The organism is Brevibacillus sp. 1238 (assembly GCF_029892995.1).
Lineage (GTDB): Bacteria > Bacillota > Bacilli > Brevibacillales > Brevibacillaceae > Brevibacillus > Brevibacillus parabrevis.
Genome location: NZ_JARXWC010000003.1, coordinates 152,010 through 173,429, shown reverse-complemented (window position 1 = coordinate 173,429; position 21,420 = coordinate 152,010). Strand labels below are relative to the sequence as shown.

The following is a 21,420-nucleotide window of genomic DNA, read 5'->3' as shown; positions in this document are numbered from 1 at the left end:
AAAAAACGCCAGAAGAAAGCCGTTGCGTTGCTCTCTACTAGCGTTTTCGAATCATACAGCGTTTATGTACAATCACAAGCTGACGGGTGAAAGCAGCAAGAAGCGATTGCCGTACAAATCCTCGAAAATCGCCTCCATGCCATAAATCACTTCGACAGGCTCGCTGACGAACTTCACGCCGCGCCCGCGCAATGTTTCGTAGGTAGTGGAAAAATCGTCTGTCTCCCAGACCCACATCGGATTTTTGCCGACCGCAGCGAGCATCTCGCGGGCAATTTCCTCGCGGTGCCAGTGCGTCGGATCATGCAGGACGATTTCCACTTCCTGGCCCGGCAATCCGACCGTAAGCCAGCGCGAGCCATCGTCCATGCGCGAATCCATCCTTTTTTCAAAACCGAGCTTTTCCGTATAAAAGACGAGAGCTTCCTCGCAATCGCGAACGTACAGTGTCACATGCGCCAATCTTTTCAGCACTTGCCTTCCCCTGCCTTTTACGCTTGTCTGAGAAAATTCACGATATCGGTCAAGTCCGCAGGCATGTCCGCCTCAAACTCCAGCCGTTCCTGCGTACGCGGGTGTGTGAAGCCGAGCGTCTTGGCATGCAGTGCCTGTCCGTCGATCTCCAGCGTGTTTTTCGGACCGTATTTCGGATCGCCCGCCAGCGGGTATCCGATGTATTTCATATGAACGCGAATTTGATGCGTTCGGCCTGTTTCCAGCTTCAACTCCACCAATGTGTACTCCTTGAAGCGCTCCAGCACGATAAAATGCGTAATGGCCGGCTTGCTGTTCTCGAAGACGACCGCCATCTGTTGGCGGTTTTTCGGATCGCGTCCGATCGGTGCGTCAATCGTGCCCATCTCGTGCGGAATGACACCGTGGACAATCGCGACGTACGTGCGATTCACCGTGTGCTCCTTCAATTGCTCCGCCAATCCCATATGCGCCTTGTCGTTTTTGGCGACCATCAACAGTCCTGACGTGTCCTTGTCGATCCGGTGCACAATACCGGGGCGAAGCACGCCGTTAATGCCTGACAAGTCCTTGCAGTGGGCCAAAAGTCCATTCACGAGCGTCCCGCTGTAATGGCCGGGAGCAGGGTGAACCACCAGTCCGCGCGGCTTGTTGACTACCACGACATCGCTGTCTTCATACACGATTTCCAGCGGCATCGGCTCCGGCTGGATCGCCATTTCTTTTGGCGGCGGCACGCGCAGTGTGACCTCGTCCTCCGCCTGAAGCTTGTAGTTGCTCTTGATCGGCTCGCCGTTCACGGTGACGCGGCCTTCCTTGATCCATGCCTGCACCTGCGAGCGGGACCAATCTTCATTTTGCAGCGTGATGTATTTATCAATCCGCTCGGTCGCATCCTCGGGTTCAACGTTCCAATCATACCGTTCAAACAATTGCGTGTCGTTCATGTTTGTCTCCTCACAAAGTTACTTCGATCCAGGTGGTTACCGTCCGCTTTTTCTGCCTTCGAGAAAGACATCCAGCAGCAAAATACCGACACCGATCGTAATCGCCATATCAGCGACATTGAAAATCGGGAAGTTGATCAGGGTGAAATCGAGAAAATCGACGACTTGTCCGGTTGTGGCCCGATCGATGAAATTCCCGATCGCTCCGCCCAATACCATCGACAGCGCCAAAGAAGCTCGCGGCTGTTTTTTCCCGAGGCGAATCAGGGAATACACAATGCCAACTACTACAGCAATCGTAATGACAATAAAGAGCCAGCGCTGATTTTGCAGGATGCCAAAAGCCGCCCCCATGTTGCGATGCGAGGTGAGATGAAACACATCCGCGATCAACGGGATGGAATCTCCCCTCTCCATATTATTTACTACAAGGTGCTTGGTCCATTGATCAAGCGCAATAATACCTGCTGCAATCAGAAAATACAACAATGGAATGTCCTCCTTCACCTGCTTCAAGCAGCCATGCAAACACAATGTCAAATGATCATTTTACCAGAGTGCGCTCACCTGAACAAGCGCCTTGCCTTTTTGTACAGCCGATACCCTTTGCGGATTCCGTTCAGCACCCACAGGGGGACTTTCCAGCCGCGGTCTTTCATAAAAGGAAGGTAAATCTTGTAGTACGCCTTGCGCAAGTCCCGCCACTTGCTGTCCGGAACGTTCTTGTAGTAGTCCGAGACGTCAATGAGGTACCCCCGCCCTTGATCCATCAGCACATTTTTGCCGTGGACATCGTGTGGGAACAGCCCTTTTTCGCGCGCTTCGTCCAGCGCATCCTCCACATCCTCGATCACCTGTGGCAGAATGGGAATCCCAAAACGGACGCAGTCGAACAAGGAAATGCCGTTGATTCGTTTGATCACCAGATAGCCTTTGCCATAATCGTACAAGACCGGGAACGAACGAGTCTCGCCCAGCTTCTTGTACACTGCGATTTCATTCTCCCAGCCTGGCCTGCCAGGGGCATACAGCTTGATCACCACACGCGGGTAATCGGGATGGGCAAAAACCGCGGCATAATTTCCTGTCCCAACCAGCTCCCACGGATAGGGCGTGTGGACAACGACGACAGGATCATCCGGCGACTGGCTTTCTACTTTTACTTCATGCAAAAAAGCTTCCAACACTTCTTGGTCAATGCGCATAGGTCCCCATCTTTCATCTAGTACCGACTTCTATAAGATGATTCTAGCAAAATGAATTTTTTTAAAAAACCCCGTACGAAAAAAAACTCGAAACAGAGTGAAAATACAAAAGAAAGAACGGCGCTGTTGGGCGTCCGTTCTTCCGCTCTTTTCTTGTTCTTTTTTATACATTAATTTCCGAAAACCAGTCGCGGATCGCTTCCTGAAGCTTGGCAAGCGCTGTCGCATTCGTCGCCTCGCAGTATATCCGCACCAGCGGCTCCGTGCCCGAAGGACGAATCAGTACCCAGTGCCCTTCCTCAAGCAGCAGCTTGATCCCGTCCATCCGGTTGATGCCTTGCACCGCGTATGGCCCGATCCGCTGCGGCGGCGTAGTGACCATCTGCTGAATCCACTTTTCTTTTTCCGCCAGGCGCATGTCGAGGCGCGTATGGAACAGCTCGCCGAACTCATCGTACACATCGCGCAAAATCTGGTCGATTTCCTTGTTTTCAAAAGCGACCATCTCGGTGAGCAACAGATTGATCAGGACGCCATCTTTTTCCGGGATATGGCCGAGGACGCTGGCTCCCCCGCTTTCTTCTCCCCCGATCAGGACGTCGCCTTGGCGCATTTGCTCTCCGATGTATTTAAAGCCGACAGGAGTCTCTACCAGCTCCAGCCCGTAGTGCTCGGCCATGTGATCCAACAGGTGCGTGGTCGCAACTGTTCGCACGATCCGCCCGGTCAGCTTCCTGTTTTTCACCAGATGATGGGTCAAAAGAACAAGCACATCGTTAGGCGGTATGTAGGTGCCAAAACGGTCGACGACTCCGAAGCGGTCAGCGTCACCGTCATTCGCCAGCCCGAGTGACGCTTTGCGCTCCAGCACTTCTTTTTTCAACAGGCCAAGGTGCTTGTCGTTTGGCTCCGGCAAATCTCCGCCAAAAGCGGCGTCCGGCGTTTCCCGGATTCCCACCGTTTTGACTCCGGCTTCCGCAAGCAGCGAGCTGACGTAGCCCATTCCTGCGCCGTGCATCGCGTCCACGACGACATGCAGGGCGGAGTTGCGCAACACATCCATGTTGACCATGCGCCGCAGATGGGCCTCGTAGTGAGGACGCAGCACAATTACTTGCAGCAGCCTGTCGCGCGCGGCATCTGACAAAGCGACTGTCTGCACTGGTTGACCGGAAGACGCGATCTCGCTGATCCACGCTTCCAGCCTCGCCGTGATCTCCGGTGTGGCTGGACCGGCGTATTCGGGAATGTATTTGATCCCGTTGTACTCAGGCGGGTTGTGGCTGGCGGTGACCATGATCGCCCCGCTGGCCGCAAAATGCTTGACTCCGAAGGCGACCGCTGGCGTAGGAGCCGCCTCGTTCACCAAATAAGAACGAATCCGGTTCGCTGCGAGCACACTGGCGATCTCCTCCGCAAACCGTCTCCCGAGAAAGCGCGTGTCATATCCGATCAAAATCGGCTGCTCCTGCTGGCCGACTTCTTTTGTGTAGCTGGCGATTGCTTGTGCGACGATGCGGACATTGGCCATCGTAAAGCCGTCCGCCACGATGTCGCGCCAGCCGTCTGTACCGAAACGGATTGCCGTCATCTCCATCTCTCCCCTCGTTAGCGCAACTCATTCACTTTTTCCAAATAGCGCAGAACAGTAGCTACGAACGTAGCGTGCGACCAGGTCAAAGGCGCAACCGATACGGGGGCACCCGAATACGGGTCAAGCTGCTCGGACAGCACGCCGCTTTGCAGCGCGTGACGCACGACCCAGGCGAGCCTGTTTTTCGGTTCCTGCAATTCGTCGAGCGATTTTGCCTTGGCGATCTCCCAGTCAGCTACCCATAGCGTGCAGATGATCCACGGATTGCCCGGCACTTTGGCAACATCGTGCGACTTTTTGAAATAGTAGTCTCCCTGATAGCGGGCGAAGCCGCCTACCTCTGTATCGACGCGCAGACTCTTTTTCACAGCCTCCATCGTGCGCTGCACGCGCGGATCGTCTACAGGGAATACATCGAGGGCAAACAGGGCGTGCAAGCTGCTCTCCACAGTGAAATCTTTTTCCACGCCACCGTCGGGCCGCACGTAAATTCCCCGCAAAAACCGTCCGATTCCCGGATCGTACAAATGCTTTTCCATCGCAGCGCGGATGCTTTTCGCCCCGTCCTCGTAACGCTTGTGTCGGCGGTCATCTCCGAACAGTTGGGCAAACCGCGCCGCCGCCATCAGCCCGGCGTACACCGTGGCACTGGTGAACGTGAAGATGCCGCGGCGCTCCTCCCACAAATCATAGCTTGGCTTGGGCAACTGCAACGCAGGATGGACGTACTCCAGCAAAAAGCGGGCAGCGGGACGAACCAGCGTCGGATACAGCGCCTGGCAGTCTTCAATCTGCTTGCCGCTCTTGTACTGCTCCCAGAGCGCGTACAGAACGAGGGCTGTTTCATCCTCCTGAATCGGCAACTGGATTTCCCCGTCGACCACGTATGGATGCCAACTGGAGCCGACAGAGCCATCCGGGTTGTACTTGTGCTGCAAGTACCCTTCCTCATTGAGTGCCTCGGCGCAAAAGCGGAAAAACGGAGCGACTGCTCCCGTATACCCCGCTTTCGCCATCGCGCTGGCAATCAGGGCACCGTCTCGCGGCCACATGTAGCTGTAGTGGTCGCGATTGAACTGGAGGATGTCGGAATCATTTGCCGCCAAAATCGCTCCGTTCTGGTCGATCTGCGTCCGCACCAGAAGCAAGCTGGTCTTGTACAGATGGACGATCTCCTGGGGCAGGTCGGCGAAGTCGCGCTCCTCCTTGTTGACCCAACGTCTCCAGTAGACGGCGACGCGACCAAGCAGCCGGTCCGGGTCATTGTCCAGCACGTACTGATTCAGCGTCCGCACCGCGTCGTACGATTCGCCGACGCACAGCCAGTAGTACATCGTTTTTTCCTCGTGCGGCTGCAACACCATCCGAAACGAGATCGTGCTGTCCACAGAGCCTTGCGCAATCGGATTTCCCGCGAGCAGGCCGTCTTCTGCGTCTCGCCATGTTCCTTCTGCGTAGTTGAACCGCTTGATCCCGACGCTGTACTGGTTGATTCCGCCTTCCGGGGTGACTCCGTTTGCCATCATGTACACATTGCGTTTGTAGTGATACACAGTGCCGAGGCGGGGATCATACACCGCGGTGTCCCCTACCTCCGTCTCGTTCAGGCTGAAATCGTGATTGAAAAACAGCCGGAACTCGCGCACTTCATTGGCATGATTGCGAACGCACACTTTTTTCAAATAAATCGGATCGCGCTGGTGCACCCCGTCTGCGATCTGCAAGGAAACCGCCAGATGCTCATGATGAGCGTGAACATCTGTGACGAGCGATTCCCGGTCGTAGCCCAGCTTTCGTGTCCAGCCGTCTTCATCGAGCCAGGAAAAGCGCCCCTGCACCCATATTCCCAGCTTGCTGAAGTGTCCGCCGACGTGATTTAATTGGCCCACATACGGATAGTACAGATCGCGCATGTGCAGCTTGTCGTCAAAATTGATCAAAAGTCTTCCGTTCCCGACGACGAGCGGTCTCGGCATGCCTTCACATCCTTCCCGTACTCAGGCTGTCGATTCCCTTTATCCTCACTGATACTCCGCAATTCGTCTCGCATAGGACGAGGCGAGTGTTGCCGCTGTCTCTGCTGTCGCTCCCTGCGAAATGACTTTGACATGCGAATCCTCGGAGTCGGGCAAAATCAGTACCCAGCCATTCGTGTCATACACTTTGATTCCGTCCACAAGCTCCAGCAGCTTGCCTTTGTTCTCTTCCAGCACTTTTCGCATCACTTTGCCTTTCGCACCCCACGGGCAAAACACCGTTTTCCGCTCCATGTGGCACGCAGGCAACAGCTCAAGCAGCAGGCTAAGCGGCTTTTCCTCCTGGGCGAGATAGGACAGGATGCTCATGAGACTGTACACGGCATCGAACAAAGGATGGAAGTGATCCTCCGCCGCCACTTCCATCATGGAGCGCGGCGTCACCTTCGTTCGGATGACCTCGATCTGCAAAAGCTGCGCCAGATGTTCCAGCTCCATCGGGGCACTGACAGGAAGACCGATGCGTTGATGTCGGCCGCTGCATGCCAAAAGCTGCAACGCCAGAAGCTGTTCAGCGGAGAGCTTCGCGCCTTCCTCTGTAAACAGGGCCAGCGCTTCGCCGTTCTTATCCAGCCGAATCCCCAGATCGGCTTTCTTTTTGCTGATGCCATCCTGAATCGCGCCATACGTCACCGTCACTCCCAGCTCGTGGAACAGCGGGGCGAGGAACGTGGGGAAAAAGCGGGTTTCGCTGTCGATCAGCAAGTGAAAACGCTGGCGCTGGATCGCCGTCATATCCAGCTGCTGGGCCATAGTCAGCAAGTACGCCTCCTGGACTTGATGCTCGACATGCAGCTCGCCCAAATGATGCAAGTTGCGCACGTACGTCTCCTGCCAGTAGGCATTTTCAATTTTCCGCTCCATATCACGCGTGATGGGCAGTCCTGTCTGATCGATGAACTGGATGACGATCTCTTTTTCGTCTAAGGCTTCGTTCATGAACACGTGGATGCCGCCGACGCAACCGAGGGAGCGCACACCATAGCGGATGAGCGGGGAGTTGCCGACGCCAAAATCCACCGTATCAATGCCGGAGGAGCACAAGCTCGTCATGATGCTGTGCTTGAGCAGCTGCGCAAAAGGATGCGAGCACGCGGAAAGGGCAATTTTGCTGCCGGACTTTTGCAAATAGGCGTACGCCGCAGCCAGCCGGGTGACAAACTCCGGCGTGATGTCCACGTTGGCGAGCCCTTTGATCCCGTTGTTTCCGAACAAGTTTTTCGTCTGTTTCATGCCGTAAATGAGCGAGGTCGTGACCGTTGCGCTTTCCCCCACCTCTCTGTCCGGCCAAATTTTGACGCCTGCCTTCACGACTGATTTCGCTCCGATCTGGCAATTGTCTCCGATGACGGCTCCCTCGCCTGCTTGCACGCAATCGGCGAGTCGGACATTTTTGCAAAGGGTCGTTCCGGTAATTTCCGTCTTTTTCCCGATCACGCTATTTTCCCAGAAGATCGCGCGGGAAAGCTTGCTACCGGAAGAAACGACCGTGTTGCTGCCCAGGACCGTATAAGGCCCCACAGCTACTCCCGCTTGCAAGTGTACATTTTCACTTATATAAACCGGCCCTTCCAGACGTACCGAAGAGTCGACGCGAACGTGATTTTCCAGGTAGATGCGCGGGGCGATTTCCTGGGCTTTGATTTCCAGATTCACACGGCCATCCAGCAGATCAAACTGTGCCTGGCGGTATACTTCAAGCGAGCCAATATCCGACCAGTAGCCGCTCGCCTCATAGCCGTACAGCTGTTTTTGTTCCTGGAGGAAAAAGGGGAAAATTTCTTTGCTGAAGTCGACTTCTTTGTCTTCTTCTATATAAGAAAGCACTTCCGGTTCGCAGACGTACATCCCTGTGTTGACGGTATCGCTGAACACTTCTGCCCAGCTTGGTTTTTCCAGAAAACGATTGATCCGGCCCTGTTCATCCGTCATGACCACGCCAAATTCTAGCGGCGTCTCCACCCGGGTCAAGATGAGCGTAGCCAACGCTTCTTTTTGCTCATGAAAACGGATCGCTGCTGACAGATCCATATCGGTCAACGTATCCCCGCTGATGACGATGAACCGTTCGTCGAGAAAATCGGCGCAGTTTTTCACACTGCCCGCTGTTCCGAGCGGCGTCGTTTCTTCAAAGTACACGAGAGAAACACCGTAGCGCGAACCATCACCAAACGTATCGCGGATGACATCAGGCAAGTATTGGAGCGTGACGGCAATCTCTGTAATTCCGTGCTTCTTCAACAGATCGATCGTGTACTCCATGCAAGGCCGGTTCAAGAGTGGCACCATTGGTTTTGGAGTTTGGGACGTTAACGGACGTAGACGCGTACCTTTACCACCAGCCATAATTACTGCCTTCATCTTTTTTCCTTCCTCCTTCATCATCGTTGCGATCATGCGCTGTCAGTGTCTATTTCTCCGATAAGGCCAGGCAAGCAACGCCGAGCAATCGGTATTCCTCCATCGTCTGGATCGCCAAAGACGTCCAGTTGTAATGTTGCAAAACGTCATGTTGCGCCGTCTGCGCCATCTGCCGCCGCTTTTTCGGATCTTGCAGCAGCCAGCGCAGCTGATCGGTGAGCGATTCCGGATTTCCGGCGTACATCGTCGCTCCGTTCTCCCCATGTCTGACGATTTCACGCAGTCCGCCCGTGTCCGCTGCCAAAATCGGCACGCCCAAAGCCATCGCTTCCAGGGCCACAATGCCAAATGGCTCATACAAACTGGGAAAGACCGCGATATCAGCAAGTAAAAACAACTGATCTCGACGTGCGTCATCGACAAAGCCCAGGAACTTCACGCGCTCGGCAATCCCCATCTCTTCCGCCCGCTGTTGCCACTGCCCCTGCATCGGTCCTTTGCCCGCGATGAGCAGCGTCACATGACCAAAGTCGTAGCGCAACCTGGCCATCGCTTCCAGCAAAAGGTGAACCCCTTTTTCCTGGACCAGACGCCCGACAAAAAACAGGATCGGCCCGTCGCCAATCGACAGCTCTTCGCGCAATCGATTTTGATCGAATGCTGGCGGCTGCGCCAAATCGACGCCGTTGTGAATCACCCGCAGTTTGGCTCGCGGAATGTCGAACAAACGCTGCACTTCATTCGCCATGTAGTGGCTGCAAACAATGACTCGATCCGAAGCGTGCGCAAGAGTGCGCTCGCTATTGTGAATCCGCTCTTGCAAAGGCGTATGAATCCCTTGATGCCGCCCGTGCTCCAAAGCATGGATCGTACTGACCAGCGGCAGCGAATAGCGTTCCTTGATTTCCATGGCGGCCCAGCCGACCAGCCAGTCATGAGCGTGAATCACGTCCGGTCTGACGCCGTTTTTCCACAGCTGTTCCGTCGCGTCTGACATCGCCAGATTGAGTTGGAACACCCATGACAGGAAATCTTCCTGCTCTGCCGGAATGTACGTAGGCAAACGGTGTACATGGACACCATCCATGACTTCCTCCGCCACGCTCCAGTCCGATGCCCGGGTCAGGACGTGCACGGCAACACCTTGGCGAACCAGATGACGGGCGAGATCGTAGACGGCACGACCCAGTCCGCCTACCACGTTCGGCGGAAATTCCCAGGCGAGCATCAGGACAACTCCCGCAGGTTCCGCGCCTTTGCTGGCCGCTACCAGCTGATGCGATACGTTCACTCTATGCGCCTCTTTTGGCAAATAGTACGTCTCATCTATGTGGGGAAAGATCGGGAAGGCAGTCTCCAGCTGTGTCAATCTCTCTGTATCCATTCGGTCTTCGCGCACCATCGCAAGCAGCTCCCGCATATTGGCGAGGTGATCATGGGTGCGACGCACAGCGTATTCGACAACGGTTTGACCATCCATGATAAACGCCCAGTCGCTGCTTTGCGCAAGCATCAGCTCTCGGCCCGCCTGTTTCAAGGCGCGGCTCGCAAGCTGGTCACGCTCTTGCTCCTGGCCCTTATGCTCGTAAAAAGCCGTCACGACCTCGATCAAATCGCGCTCCGCCTGATGCAGATGCCGATACAGCCAGCCGTTTTTTTCATTCAGCCAGACTTCTCCGTAGCCGTTGCGTCCCCAAGTCGACATCGGCAAATGCCCCAGGTCTTGTTCCTGATATTCGTCCAAGTATTCGGACGGGGTGATCAGCTTCACAATCTGGGAATCGCATGCCGTCTTGCGCAGCAAGTAGTCGAGAAATTGCGGACCCTCGTACCACCAGTGTCCAAACAGTTCAGCATCATACGTCGCGACAACGAGCGGCTTGCGGTCCATCCAGGCAACTGCCTCTTCGATTTGCCGTTCGCGGTGATAGAGGAAATGCCCCGCGTGAGAGGCTGCCTTTTCCCGTGCCCAGTCAGGTTCGTACAGCTGCTTTTCCACGTCTCGTCCGGTAATCCGGTGGTATTTCAACCCGGTATGTATACGGATTCCGGCGGGATGAATGTACGGCTCGATATAGTCCATGTCCCGGTCAAACCCGATATCCCGATAATATTCCCGGTAATCATAATCGCCCGGATAGCCGTCAAAAGTGCTCCACACCTGCTGGGATGCGACATCGTCTCTGGCGAAAGCCACCACCCCGTGCATCGTGCCGAGCGGAGCAAGCAAGCCTCTGCGCGGCTGTGGTGTCGCGTGTTCGATCGTATGGGAATCGACAAAAAAGTATTGCAGCCCCACCTCTCGGAGCAACCGATCTACCCCTGGCGTATAGCCGCATTCCGGCAGCCAAATTCCTCGCGGTCGCCTGCCCAAAATGCGTTCGTGCGTGTCCATGCCCGTACGCAGCTGTGCCAAAATCGCTTCCTCTGTCTCCACATATGGCAGAAAAGCGTGTGTCGCCGCGCATGTGATCAGCTCCAGGCAGCCGCTGTCTGCCAGACGTTTAAAGCCTTCTATCAGCCGATAATCGAGCTTGCTGCAAAATAAAGCGATAGTACGAAACTTTTCCAGGTACATCTTGGCGATACGCTGTTCAGCCGGGTTGTTTGCCGTATGTTTTACTTCTTTGCCTGCAAGCTCTACTGTTTTGGCGAGATAGGCGCGAAACCGTGTCGCGATCAGCTCGTCATCCAGCATGGACAGCAAAGTCGGGGACAGCACCATTGTCATGCGAAAGTCGATTTTGTCCGAGAGGAGCTTGTCGAAGACCATGAGCAACGGGATGTAGCATTCCAGCATCGCTTCGTACATCCAGCGCTCTTCCAGGCGATCGTCCCGGTCCCCGTGTCGTACATAAGGCATATGAGCGTGCAACACAAGGGAGAGATAACCGTTGTGCACAGTTGACACCTCACTTATTTGGATGTTTTGGAGTAGAGTGAATACGAGGAAAAGTTTTCGAACCACGCAGGCGCAGAGCGATCAGACGCTGGCTCCACCAATGGTTCGCCCCAGGCAGCTTTTGTATTTCGAGGAGTCACGACCAAATCCGAGCGCAGTATCGGACAAAAGCGGCCATGCTCAAATAGACCGAAGTCGATTAAGTACGTGCGCCCTGGCAGCACATCGTTCACATACCAGGAATGCGCGTCCTCGCAGACGTAAATATCCCGGACAGAATGGGCGTTTTGACCATCAAACAGCCGCTCTGTCACGTCGTACAAGCGCAGCCCTTTTTGAATCTGCCGGAAGTCTGCCTGTAGATACGATGCCACCATCCTCATCCTCGGCCATGTAATTTCCCAGTACACAAACAGCACGGTCGGACTTTGCGCCATCACCTTGACGATATCGCGTCCGTAAAAAGCTGGCAGTTGCCAATTTTCTTCTCGTCGGGATGCCAGCGATGACATCTGTCGATTCTCTGCCGATACACTCTCCACCTTCGCTCTGTCTTTTTGCAAACGATATTTCACCTGGCCTATGGTTAAGCCGCATTCTTGGGCAATTTGTGCGATGGATTTGGATTGTGCACGCAATTCAAGAATTTTTTCCAGCATCGTGATGCGCTCCTTTCCGCCAAGTTTCCCTTCCGCTATCCACTTGTCTGTCGTCTTTGTATATGTACAATGTCATCATAGCGAATGCCGCTAACAAAGACTGTCGAATGATGCATGCACATCCCTTCTTCTTTTGTCGATAAACAATCATATTTTCGTCATTGCCAAACAAAAGTCGAGAAAGCCGCTTTGGTAATCGCTTTCATCAGTCGAATGTTGCTCCGCTTTTCTCCCGCTGTTTTTCGCGTACTTTACATCTTACAAATGACAAAGGGCTTCCATACTTTGCTTTATGAAAAATTCATTACAAAACGGAACCGGGCGTGACCGTTTTGTCGATCGCAAACGGCGCATCTCCCGCAAACTTCGCTGTCCGCTGAGCCAAACATAAAAAAACCCGCCATGTCAGCGGGTTTTGGGTGACGATTATCTGCGTTTGGTAATGCGCCCCGAGCTTCCTGCTTTTGTTCGCGGCGGTGATTTGCTTTTCGGCTTGGAAAAAATCGAGGAGCTCTTCGAGGAAACAGACGAGCCGTCGGAGGAGCGGGTAATTTTGCCTTTGCTTCCGCTAGAGGATGAGTCCTGCTTTTTAAACAGGTTGCCATCCTGACCGACTGAACTGTCACTTTTCTTTTTGCTGTCGCTGCGCTTGAAGATGCTGCCCGTTCCTTCTTTGGTAATCGGCGGGGCAACCTTCTTCTCCGCCTCGCTCGGGACGTGATAGCTGCCGGAGGGCTTGTAAATCTCTTTGCTTGAGTAGCCCCGGTAGCTGCCTTTGTAGCTTTTCTTGTGTCCATCGAACAAATCGTCGAGAACACTCGCCAAAATGTATCCTTGCAAAAAGGATGAATCGTAGTTTTCCCGAACGTACTCCTTCGTGTCGACCTCAATCAGCGTATCGGACGGCTTCGCCTGATCTTGCTGCACATGATACAGCTCATCCGGATAGACGAGAAACATGTGTTGGTCGTCTTCTTTGGAAATCTCGTCCGGCTGCTTTTGGTCAGCAAGCTCCTGCGCTACTTCGGGCACCGTCTTGTTTTCGGCGCGATAAATGCGCGATGTCTGCCCTTTGTCCTTCGTGGAGACGGATTCAAGCGGGTAGCTCTCGCCAATTCCGGGGCTTCCGCAGCCAGCCAGCAAAAGCAGGAGCACCGCCGGAATCAGCAGGAGCTTGATCGATTTCATCCAACGGTTCGGCATGCTCACTCCTCCTTACGTTCCGCGAAGTACCTGGACATCCGCAGGTAAAACCGACTCTCCCTCGTACAGCATGAATCTGCCGTCCTGCCATTCGATCCGCAAAAGCTCGCGGCCGTCCGATTGGAACTGCCAGATGTACTGATCACCGGAAGTATGGAACGGAGCTTTTCCGACGACGAGCACTCTGCCGTTGTACTGTTCTTCCAGATGATAGGTCACATCGTCCATTTCGATTGTCGTAGGCACCTCATCTACGGAGTCCAGTCTGCCGTCGATGACCGTGTACAGCTGGTAAACCGTTTTTTCGCGTTCTTCGATGTATAAATAGCGGATGGTCGTTCCATCCTGCAAAGTCAGCATCGTCGCATTGCGGCTCGCATTGGTCGACTTTCCCGTTACCTGGTAGGTGACGAGCGAGACTTCCACCACGTCGCCAGGCCCTACCGTCAAAATGCTCTTTTCCGGGGCAGGCGGTTCATGCTTGGCAAATATATTTTGAATGCGCTTGAACAAACTCATCTGGTCCTACTCCTTCCTTGCCCGGTTTAGACCAGTGCGCCCAGAATCAAGGCGCCGACCAGGTGGAATGATCCCGCCACCATGGCGTGTGCGACTTTTCCTTGCTGGGTTCCACGCTCCAGATCAAGTCCGGCAAAGCTTTTCAACAAAATTTCCGCGATTTTTTGCAACAAGAGCAAAATAATAAATGAGACCACAGATGCCAACAGGGCGTTCCACAATTCATTCGAGTTCATGATCGATTGCGATAAAATATAACCTTGCGCAAACAGCTTCATGACAAACCGGGTCGTCACGGCCACGTTCCCGTTTTTGATTTCAGCCATATCCTTGTACTTCGTAAAAAGCGTGTCAATCCACATCAATACAAACAGCAAAATACCGCCTGCTCCGGTCCACACGAGCATTCCGAGCAATTGTGTCCACGACACGTCTATCCCCCCGCAGCAACTAAGATAGTAGAAAGTGCGGCTTCGCCAGCTTTTTTCGTGGCGAAGCCTGTGCTTTCTCATTCAACCTTTCAAGGAAAAAGGGGCTCCGCCGAAGCGGTTTACCCCTCGTATTTTTTCATGAGCGCTGCCAGTTCGTCTTCCACCTGCTGGTCTTTGGAGAGTTTCGCGATTTCGTCGTCGAGCGAGCTTTGTTTTTTGTACAGCTCGCCGCTTGCTTCCGCTTCCGCCTCCATCTGCAACGCTTTTTCTTCCATCCGTTTCAGCCCTGCCATCGCAGAGTTGCTGTCGAATCCAGCCATCGTCTGGTTGATCGTTTTTTGCGCTTTGGCAGCATTGACGCGAGCCACGAGTGTTTCGCGCTTGTTTTTCAGATCGGTAATCTGTTTCTTCATTTCAGCCAGCTTGTCGCGCAGCCCGTCCGCAGCCAGCTTGTTTTTCTCGTAAGCCTCTTTGTACTCAGCCATTTTTTGCTCGGCGGCTTTCTTTTCTTCGAGAGCGCGGCGGGCCAGATCGATGTTTTTCGCCTGAGCGGCCACGTGCGCTTGCTCTTCGCGCTTTTTCACCAGCGCTTCCTGCTCTTCGTACAGCACCTTGAACTTTTTCTCCAGAGCGATTTGGGCAGCAACCGCTTTTTCCGCTTCACTCAAATCCTCTTGCATATCGCGCAAATATTGATCGGTCATTTTAATTGGATCTTCCGCTTTTTCAATCAAGGCATAAAGATTGGACATAGTCAGATCGCGAAGTCTTTTAAAAATGGACATGTGATTTCCTCCCTCAATACGTGCTGGGTAATTCGGCCCACATTTGCCGAACCCTCTATACATGTATCTACGTTACTTACGCAAGCAAGTTTCAAAATGATGTCTTTTTCTTCTATGCATTTTTTTCCGCCAAGGCTGGCATGCTGACTTTCGCCTTTTTGTCCGCTTCATCCCACTGCAAGTATGCGTCGAAGCGCTCTTTCCCTTTGACAAAGCCTTTGATCAGATTGGTCTTGCCTGTTTCCATCAGCTTTTTGGCCGCAGCCGGAGTAATTTTTTTCCCCATGATCGTCTTGGAAATGGTGACGGTACACTGGGACTTTTTATAGTTGGCGCACCCGTAAAACTCTCCCTTGTCTACGAGATCGCCGCCACACGCCCGGCAAGCAGCCACTTTCGAGCCGATGGAAAACTTGGACGCCTGCTTGGATGTGGGCAATGCTTCGACGTCGTACGCTTCCAGCTTCCATTCGCGGGACTGCTCGACGGCATCCTCGACGATCTTGTGCGAGAGCTTGCGCACCTGTTCCATGAAAACTTGCGCGGAAGCATCGCCTTGCCCGATTTCCTGAAGGCGCTGCTCCCATCTGGCTGTCATTTCCGGGGAAGCGAGAATTTTGTCGCCGATGACGTCGATGAGCAGCGTCCCTTTTTGCGTTGCAAACACCTGGTTTTTGCGGACTTCAATATACTTGCGTTCCTTGAGCATGTTGATGATCCCAGCTCTGGTCGCCTCTGTCCCCAAGCCTTCTGTCTTCATCAGCACCTTTTCCAGCTCCTGATTGTCGAGGTGCTTTCCGGCTGTCTTCATCAGCGTGATCAGTTGGCCTTCCGTGTAGCGTTTGGGCGGCTGGGTCTTGCTTTCTTTGGCTTCTACTTTGTGCACTTTTCCTGTCTCGCCTTTGGCAAGCGGAGGCAGCACAGCTTCCTTGTCATCCTTTTCCTCATCAAACAACACTTCGCGCCAGCCAGCCCTGATTTGCACCTTGCCTTTGCTGATGAAAACGGCGCGGCCGTCGACCAGCGTGTTCACCGTCGTATAGTCAAACAAGGCGCTTTCCTGATGCGCGGCAATGAGGCGTCTTGCCACCAGGTCGTAAATTTTTCGCTCCTCGTCGCTCAGTTTGGAAACGGTCGGCACTTGCTCGGTTGGAATGATCGCATAGTGATCGGTCACCTTTTTTTGGTTGACGTACCGTTTGTCCGAGGCGATGGATGCTTTCGCCAAAGGAAAGTGTGGCTGGTACTCCGGCTGCTTCGACAGTTTGTTCAAAATGTCGGGAAACGTCTTCGCCTCCTCCTGGGTGACAAAAGACGAGTCGGAGCGCGGATAGGATAAAAGCCCCTTCACGTACAGCTTTTGCGCAATCTCCAACGTTTTTTGCGGCGAATACTTGAACATTTTATTCGCCGTCGCCTGTAACGAGGACAGATTGAACAAATAAGGCGGCAAAAATTCTTTGCGCTCGGTTTCCACCTCGCTAACCTCGCTTGGCTTGTCCCGGCAAAAAGCGGCAATCCGCTCTGCCAACTGCGGATCGAGGATGCGCGACTCCCCGTCTTCTTTGTGCCAGACGCCTTCGTAGCGCTTCTTGCCGATGGCAAACGTCGCCTTGACTTCCCAGAAAGGCTCCGGCTTGAACGCCGCGATTTCTTTTTCCCGCTTGACCACCAGTGCGAGCGTTGGCGTCTGAACCCGTCCCGCCGAAAAGACGTCCTTGATTCCTCTTTGCTGCAACAACAACGTATAGACGCGCGATGCATTCATGCCTACCAGCCAATCCGCACAAGAGCGGCTGTACGCCTCATGGTACAGATTGCGCGTCTCTGTCTCCTCAAGCAAGGCCGCGAAGCCAGCGGTTACGGCTTTCTCCGTCAGGGAGGAAATCCACAGCCGCTTCATCGGTTTGCGCACTTTGCACATCTCGACAATCGTGCGGACAATCAGCTCCCCTTCGCGCCCGGCGTCGCCCGCATGGATGATTTCGGTCACGTCTGAACGCTTCAACAACTGTTTGATGATGCCAAACTGCTTCGCTTTTGACTTCATCACCTGGTGCTGAAACGATTGCGGTACTAAAGGCAGTGTGGCAAGCGACCACTTTTTCCACGCCGGGTTGTAGGCTTCCGGCGGCACCAGTTCACAAATATGCCCGACCGCCCAAGTAAAAAAGGCTCCTTTCGGAAACATCCGATTCGGGTGCACTTCAACGAAGCCTTGTTGTTTTCTATGGGCAAAAGGACTGGCAAGCTTCATGGCCTGGTCCGGTTTTTCTGCTATGACGACTTTCATGCATGCTCTTCTCCCTGTGTTCAATCTGTCTCTATTCTACTACATCGAGCCAAAGATTTTCCCTTTTGCCAGCACAGCCAGCTCGATTTTTTCAATCGCCTGGCAATAGACGCCTTCTGCATCGGCCAAAACAGGCGGTGTATCCTCTGCGGCGAATGCCAGTTGCCGCATGACGCCTTTGCTGCCTTCGTACCAGTCTATGTCCTTTGGCGCTTCGTGCTGTACCCGTTGCCATGCTTGGCGCAGCACAGGAGAGTAGAGTCGCTTGGCGCCAGGCAAAAGCGCGCACCCGCGCACCGTTTTTTGATACGGCTTCCCTGGCATTGTCTCGCGCAAATCGTGGAACAGGTGCGGCCAAAAATCTTTGCTGGAGCCGGTATGTGGCTTCTGCTCTGCCCACTTCTCTACTCCCTCCCTGGTTTTCGTGTCGCGATACAAAAGGCTGTACAGTCGTTTGCCCAGCTCGATCCGTTCAACCAGCGAAGCAAACTGAAGCACTTGATCGCCGAGCAGCCGCAACGGAGCGTTTGACCGTCCCTCCGCTTCGTACGGAAACAAGATCAGGTTGAGCCGAAGCACTTCCTGCAAGGCAAAAGGCCACGTTTTGACCACGCTATGGCGGTACGTCGCATCTCCCATCATCTGCGTCTCCAAATAGTTTTGCTCGTTCACAATCAGCCCAATGGTGAGCAGCTTGCTGTCGCCTTTCTCCCAAAAGTGGTTCCAGAGCGCTTGCATGAAGCGGGAGACGCCGAATTGGGGCAGGAGATGAAAAAGATTGGTCTGGCGCTTGACGCTCTCCTCATACAGTAATAATTGAGGGTAGGCATCTTGAAAAATAAGCCAGTTGCCCCGCTCCAAAAAAGAAAAATAGTCGTGCTGTTCTTTTGTGGAAAGCAGCCTGGGCAGCAGTTCGCCGCGCAAATCTGTCATGCTCCATCCGGCATTGCGCGAAACGAGATGCGCCAAAAGTGCCCAATGAACTTCGGGATGCCGGCGAAAAAAAGCCAAATAGGCGCTCGTCCTGTCCAGATTGTCGCCGTTGCTTTCCTTTGTTTTGTTGCGAATGTCCGTGACCGTGTCCTGGTCCTTTTTTATGAGGGGATCGGCAGCCTGACTCGCTCGCTTTCCTTTTCCAAGCTCGCGTGCAAGCGGCCACAGAGTCGCGTACGTTTGCCATGTCCGACCCATCATTCGTCCCTCCCCTCTGGCAAAAGCATGTGTGATGGAGGTGTTTGTCATTGCTGCAAGTACGGCAAGAAATCAACCGCATTCAGTCTCTGCTCCTCAGCCAGCAAAAACAGGATGGCTCCTGGCGCTTTTGTCTGGAAAGCTCCCCGACGACTGACGCTCACATGATCATCCTATTACGCACGCTCGGAATTGATGATGAGCGATTGATCGATGGACTTGCGACCCGCATTGCCGCTCTCCAGCAGGAAAATGGCGCCTGGAAGCTGTATCCGGACGAAGCGGAAGGGAATTTGTCGACGACGCTGGACTGTTACTACGCCCTGCTGTTCTCGCGCCGCTACCAAAAAAATGATCCTCGCTTGGTTCCCGCTCGCGAGTTCATTCGCGCCAAAGGCGGACTGACCGAAGCCAATTTGCTGACCAAATTTGCCGCTGCCCTGACCGGACAGTACAAGTGGCCCGCTCATTTTCTCGTGCCTGTAGAAATTGCCTTGCTGCCCCCTTCCTCGCCTGTCAGCTTTTACGATTTTGTCGGATATGCCCGCGTGCATCTCGCCCCGATGATGATTGCCGCCGACCGCAAGTTTGCCAAAGGAACGGCGGACACGCCCGATTTGTCTGATTTGTACGTGACGTCTCCGATCTCTCCCGGCCTTTATCCGCACCGCTTGCTGGATCGTTTTGCCCGTGGCGGCCAGCCTTTCCTTGCTTCGATCCACGAGCATGTCATGCGCCTGCCTTTGCTGCCCGGCTTGCTGCACGAGCTATCGCTGCGCAGACTGGAGCAGTTTATGTTGGCTCGCGTGGAAGCCGACGGAACGCTGTACAACTACTCCACCTCCACCTTTTTCATGGTCTTTGCCCTGCTTGCCCGCGGCTATTCTCCCCGCGATCCGCACATCGCGAAAGCGGTCGTCGGACTGCGCGACAGCGTATGCGAAACGCCGGAAGGCTCTCACCTGCAACTGGCGACTTCCGCCGTCTGGGATACTTCCCTCCTGGCACACGCTCTCCAGCAAAGCGGCCTGTCCGCCAATCACCCTGCTATCGCGTCAGCCAACCGCTACTTGCTTGCGAAACAGCAGCATACGTACGGCGACTGGAAAATTCGCAATCCGGCAGGACACCCGGGAGGCTGGGGTTTTTCCGACTTCAACACGCTGAACCCCGACATCGACGATACGACAGCCGCTTTGCGGGCATTACGCGCCCATTCGCGGCTGGACAAAACGACAGCCGCCGCCTGGAAGCGCGGACTCGACTGGATTTTGTCCATGCAAAACGACGATGGCGGCTGGCCTGCCTTTGAGAAAAATACAGACTCCGCCCTAATCCGCAACTTGCCGATTGAGGGTTCAGATACGGTCAGCACCGATCCTTCCTCTGCTGATTTGACCGGAAGAACATTGGAGTTTCTCGGTCGATACGCCGGGTACAAGGAAAGCGACGCCCCTGTGCAAAAAGCCGTTCGCTGGCTGCTCACCCACCAGGAAGCGGACGGGTCGTGGTACGGTCGCTGGGGGATTGCCTATGTGTACGGAACATGGGCGGCGATTACCGGACTTGCCGCAGTCGGTGTAACCTCCACTCACCCTGCGGTCCAAAAGGCTGTCGCCTGGCTGCTCGGCACGCAAAACGCCGACGGGGGCTGGGGCGAATCATGCCACAGCGACGAGAAAAAAACATACGTCGCTCTCGGCGCAAGCACGCCTTCCCAAACAGCCTGGGCGCTCGATGCTCTCATCGCCGTCTCCCCTGAGCCTACGCCCCCGATTTTGCGAGGGATCGACTTTTTATCCCGGCAAAGTCAGGCGACGGGCTGGTCTGTCACGTATCCGACAGGAGGCGGACGGCCTGGCGGCACGTATTTTGCCTATCACAGCTATCGCTTCATCTGGCCGTTGCTCGCTCTTGGCCACTTCGAGCACAAATATGGTTCATCCCGTTAGGCGAGGCTGTCATCGGCCTCGTCTTGTTGGTGCTGGTGGTGTCGTCGGTCGAATCGGTACCTCTTTGCTGTAGATGAGCGAGTCTTTTGGCGTGTCAAAAACCGATGTGCAACTGATCACGTCCGCATCTCCGATCAAAACAAGCGATGACTGCTGCACGCCCCCTACTTTGATGTCTCCAAGCGCAATCTTTTTATTGTGGACTTTCATGTTCATTCTGCTCGTTCTCCTTTTTCCTTCATCGCACTTTTGCTCTATGCGGGATTTTGTATTGTATGCCTGCACTGCCCAGCGCGGACCGCGAACCCAAAAACAGGTATGAACACCCAGTGCCCTCCCACATACAATACAGAAAGGCTCTTTCGTAAAAAGGATGTGTCGAAGATGCCAGCCATTGTTGGGGTCATCAATGTAAACAGCATAAGCGGCGTCTTCAATGTCGGAGACGTCCGGAGAATTTCCCCTGTCAGCTACTCCAAAACCTTTGCAGGAGGAGGCTCGTTCAACTCTGGCACCAATCTTTCGTTCAAGATTCCGCGCAGCGTAGTCTACGTGAACGAAACGACCAGCAACGAACTTCCCATCTTCGTGGAGGATACGAGCGATTCTGCGGCAGAGGGACGGGATTTTCCATGAATTTTTTTATTCATCAAAACATCGTCATCCACAATTTGAAGATTGATGGCATAACCAACTCATCGGTTTGTCAAATCGGAAGTGCCGGCATCATCAAGCCGCTATCCCAGCTTTACAACACAGGCGGATTCACGGAGCCGGCCCCCGCAGCCGGACCGTTGCCCGAGACTTCTTCGGCAGAATTTATTCCGCTTGTCCCATTGGTTGAGCCTTCACGCTGACCAGCTTTATG

The 21,420-nt window shown here is 54.1% G+C and carries 19 protein-coding genes; 3 read left to right on the top strand and 16 right to left on the bottom strand.

From position 1 onward, the window contains the following. Positions 1–72 precede the first annotated feature (72 nt). The 15 genes from M2298_RS08405 to M2298_RS08335 all read right to left on the bottom strand — a co-directional run bounded on the left by M2298_RS08405 (position 73) and on the right by M2298_RS08335 (position 18,600). A complete protein-coding gene (locus M2298_RS08405; protein WP_173599273.1) occupies positions 73–474 on the bottom strand; it encodes a VOC family protein in 402 nt (133 codons plus the stop codon). Between the two features lie 17 nt (positions 475–491). Further along, positions 492–1,421, bottom strand: a complete 930-nt coding sequence (locus tag M2298_RS08400) for an RluA family pseudouridine synthase (RefSeq protein ID WP_122965042.1) — start codon at positions 1,419–1,421, stop codon at positions 492–494. Between the two features lie 36 nt (positions 1,422–1,457). Next, a complete protein-coding gene (lspA, locus tag M2298_RS08395) occupies positions 1,458–1,910 on the bottom strand; it encodes a signal peptidase II (RefSeq protein WP_063229926.1) in 453 nt (150 codons plus the stop codon). Between the two features lie 74 nt (positions 1,911–1,984). Further along, positions 1,985–2,626, bottom strand: coding sequence for a serine/threonine-protein kinase (locus M2298_RS08390; protein ID WP_122965041.1), 642 nt, complete (start codon positions 2,624–2,626; stop codon positions 1,985–1,987). Positions 2,627–2,789: 163 nt separating this feature from the next. Beyond that, the gene (locus M2298_RS08385) at positions 2,790–4,223 is read right to left on the bottom strand and encodes a phosphoglucomutase/phosphomannomutase family protein (RefSeq protein WP_280648433.1); all 1,434 of its coding nucleotides are present in this window, start codon (positions 4,221–4,223) and stop codon (positions 2,790–2,792) included. A gap of 11 nt (positions 4,224–4,234) precedes the next feature. Beyond that, positions 4,235–6,196 carry a glycoside hydrolase family 15 protein gene (locus M2298_RS08380; protein WP_173597052.1) on the bottom strand — a complete coding sequence of 654 codons (1,962 nt, stop codon included), beginning with the start codon at positions 6,194–6,196 and terminating at the stop codon, positions 4,235–4,237. A gap of 45 nt (positions 6,197–6,241) precedes the next feature. Further along, positions 6,242–8,617 carry a sugar phosphate nucleotidyltransferase gene (locus M2298_RS08375; protein WP_173599276.1) on the bottom strand — a complete coding sequence of 792 codons (2,376 nt, stop codon included), beginning with the start codon at positions 8,615–8,617 and terminating at the stop codon, positions 6,242–6,244. A gap of 49 nt (positions 8,618–8,666) precedes the next feature. After that, positions 8,667–11,519 (bottom strand): 1,4-alpha-glucan branching protein domain-containing protein, encoded by a 2,853-nt coding sequence (locus tag M2298_RS08370; RefSeq protein ID WP_280648432.1) that lies wholly within the window; start codon positions 11,517–11,519, stop codon positions 8,667–8,669. 14 nt (positions 11,520–11,533) lie between these two features. Next, positions 11,534–12,178 (bottom strand): DUF4912 domain-containing protein, encoded by a 645-nt coding sequence (locus M2298_RS08365; RefSeq protein WP_280648431.1) that lies wholly within the window; start codon positions 12,176–12,178, stop codon positions 11,534–11,536. 426 nt (positions 12,179–12,604) lie between these two features. After that, positions 12,605–13,381: a DUF4247 domain-containing protein gene (locus M2298_RS08360; RefSeq protein ID WP_122965035.1), complete on the bottom strand. Its 777-nt coding sequence runs from the start codon at positions 13,379–13,381 to the stop codon at positions 12,605–12,607. Positions 13,382–13,393: 12 nt separating this feature from the next. Continuing rightward, positions 13,394–13,900 carry a DUF4178 domain-containing protein gene (locus M2298_RS08355; protein WP_063230429.1) on the bottom strand — a complete coding sequence of 169 codons (507 nt, stop codon included), beginning with the start codon at positions 13,898–13,900 and terminating at the stop codon, positions 13,394–13,396. A gap of 26 nt (positions 13,901–13,926) precedes the next feature. Then, on the bottom strand, positions 13,927–14,331 hold the full coding sequence (locus tag M2298_RS08350) for a DUF350 domain-containing protein (protein WP_063230428.1): 405 nt from the start codon (positions 14,329–14,331) through the stop codon (positions 13,927–13,929). 119 nt (positions 14,332–14,450) lie between these two features. Beyond that, positions 14,451–15,116, bottom strand: a complete 666-nt coding sequence (locus M2298_RS08345) for a PspA/IM30 family protein (protein WP_122965034.1) — start codon at positions 15,114–15,116, stop codon at positions 14,451–14,453. A gap of 112 nt (positions 15,117–15,228) precedes the next feature. Further along, complete coding sequence (locus M2298_RS08340; protein WP_173597049.1) at positions 15,229–17,409, bottom strand: DNA topoisomerase III; 2,181 nt, start codon at positions 17,407–17,409, stop codon at positions 15,229–15,231. 39 nt (positions 17,410–17,448) lie between these two features. Next, positions 17,449–18,600 carry a DUF2515 domain-containing protein gene (locus M2298_RS08335; RefSeq protein ID WP_280648430.1) on the bottom strand — a complete coding sequence of 384 codons (1,152 nt, stop codon included), beginning with the start codon at positions 18,598–18,600 and terminating at the stop codon, positions 17,449–17,451. A 50-nt stretch (positions 18,601–18,650) separates the two neighbouring features. Here M2298_RS08335 and shc point away from each other — a divergent pair, with 50 nt between their 5' ends. After that, a complete protein-coding gene (gene shc / locus M2298_RS08330) occupies positions 18,651–20,552 on the top strand; it encodes a squalene--hopene cyclase (protein WP_280648429.1) in 1,902 nt (633 codons plus the stop codon). 9 nt (positions 20,553–20,561) lie between these two features. Here shc and M2298_RS08325 read toward each other — a convergent pair whose 3' ends face one another. Then, the gene (locus tag M2298_RS08325) at positions 20,562–20,768 is read right to left on the bottom strand and encodes a hypothetical protein (protein ID WP_173599281.1); all 207 of its coding nucleotides are present in this window, start codon (positions 20,766–20,768) and stop codon (positions 20,562–20,564) included. 168 nt (positions 20,769–20,936) lie between these two features. On the opposite strand from M2298_RS08325, the gene M2298_RS08320 reads away from it, so the two are divergent. Both M2298_RS08320 and M2298_RS08315 read left to right on the top strand, forming a co-directional pair. Next, entirely contained in the window at positions 20,937–21,188 is a 252-nt protein-coding gene (locus M2298_RS08320) for a spore germination protein (RefSeq protein ID WP_063230422.1), read from the top strand. Further along, positions 21,185–21,409, top strand: a complete 225-nt coding sequence (locus tag M2298_RS08315; RefSeq protein WP_173597046.1) for a spore germination protein GerPB — start codon at positions 21,185–21,187, stop codon at positions 21,407–21,409. Before M2298_RS08320 ends, M2298_RS08315 begins: the two co-directional genes overlap by 4 nt. The last annotated feature ends 11 nt before the right edge of the window (positions 21,410–21,420 follow it).

What these genes read in the sequence shown, in the direction of transcription:
- M2298_RS08400 (WP_122965042.1), bottom strand. Translation starts at nt 1,421, where the DNA reads ATGAACGACACGCAATTGTTTGAACGGTATGATTGGAACGTTGAACCC.
- M2298_RS08390 (WP_122965041.1), bottom strand. Translation starts at nt 2,626, where the DNA reads ATGCGCATTGACCAAGAAGTGTTGGAAGCTTTTTTGCATGAAGTAAAA.
- M2298_RS08385 (WP_280648433.1), bottom strand. Translation starts at nt 4,223, where the DNA reads ATGGAGATGACGGCAATCCGTTTCGGTACAGACGGCTGGCGCGACATC.
- M2298_RS08380 (WP_173597052.1), bottom strand. Translation starts at nt 6,196, where the DNA reads ATGCCGAGACCGCTCGTCGTCGGGAACGGAAGACTTTTGATCAATTTT.
- M2298_RS08375 (WP_173599276.1), bottom strand. Translation starts at nt 8,617, where the DNA reads ATGAAGGCAGTAATTATGGCTGGTGGTAAAGGTACGCGTCTACGTCCG.
- M2298_RS08365 (WP_280648431.1), bottom strand. Translation starts at nt 12,178, where the DNA reads ATGCTGGAAAAAATTCTTGAATTGCGTGCACAATCCAAATCCATCGCA.
- M2298_RS08360 (WP_122965035.1), bottom strand. Translation starts at nt 13,381, where the DNA reads ATGCCGAACCGTTGGATGAAATCGATCAAGCTCCTGCTGATTCCGGCG.
- M2298_RS08355 (WP_063230429.1), bottom strand. Translation starts at nt 13,900, where the DNA reads ATGAGTTTGTTCAAGCGCATTCAAAATATATTTGCCAAGCATGAACCG.
- M2298_RS08345 (WP_122965034.1), bottom strand. Translation starts at nt 15,116, where the DNA reads ATGTCCATTTTTAAAAGACTTCGCGATCTGACTATGTCCAATCTTTAT.
- M2298_RS08340 (WP_173597049.1), bottom strand. Translation starts at nt 17,409, where the DNA reads ATGAAAGTCGTCATAGCAGAAAAACCGGACCAGGCCATGAAGCTTGCC.
- M2298_RS08335 (WP_280648430.1), bottom strand. Translation starts at nt 18,600, where the DNA reads ATGGGTCGGACATGGCAAACGTACGCGACTCTGTGGCCGCTTGCACGC.
- M2298_RS08325 (WP_173599281.1), bottom strand. Translation starts at nt 20,768, where the DNA reads ATGAACATGAAAGTCCACAATAAAAAGATTGCGCTTGGAGACATCAAA.
- M2298_RS08320 (WP_063230422.1), top strand. Translation starts at nt 20,937, where the DNA reads ATGCCAGCCATTGTTGGGGTCATCAATGTAAACAGCATAAGCGGCGTC.
- M2298_RS08315 (WP_173597046.1), top strand. Translation starts at nt 21,185, where the DNA reads ATGAATTTTTTTATTCATCAAAACATCGTCATCCACAATTTGAAGATT.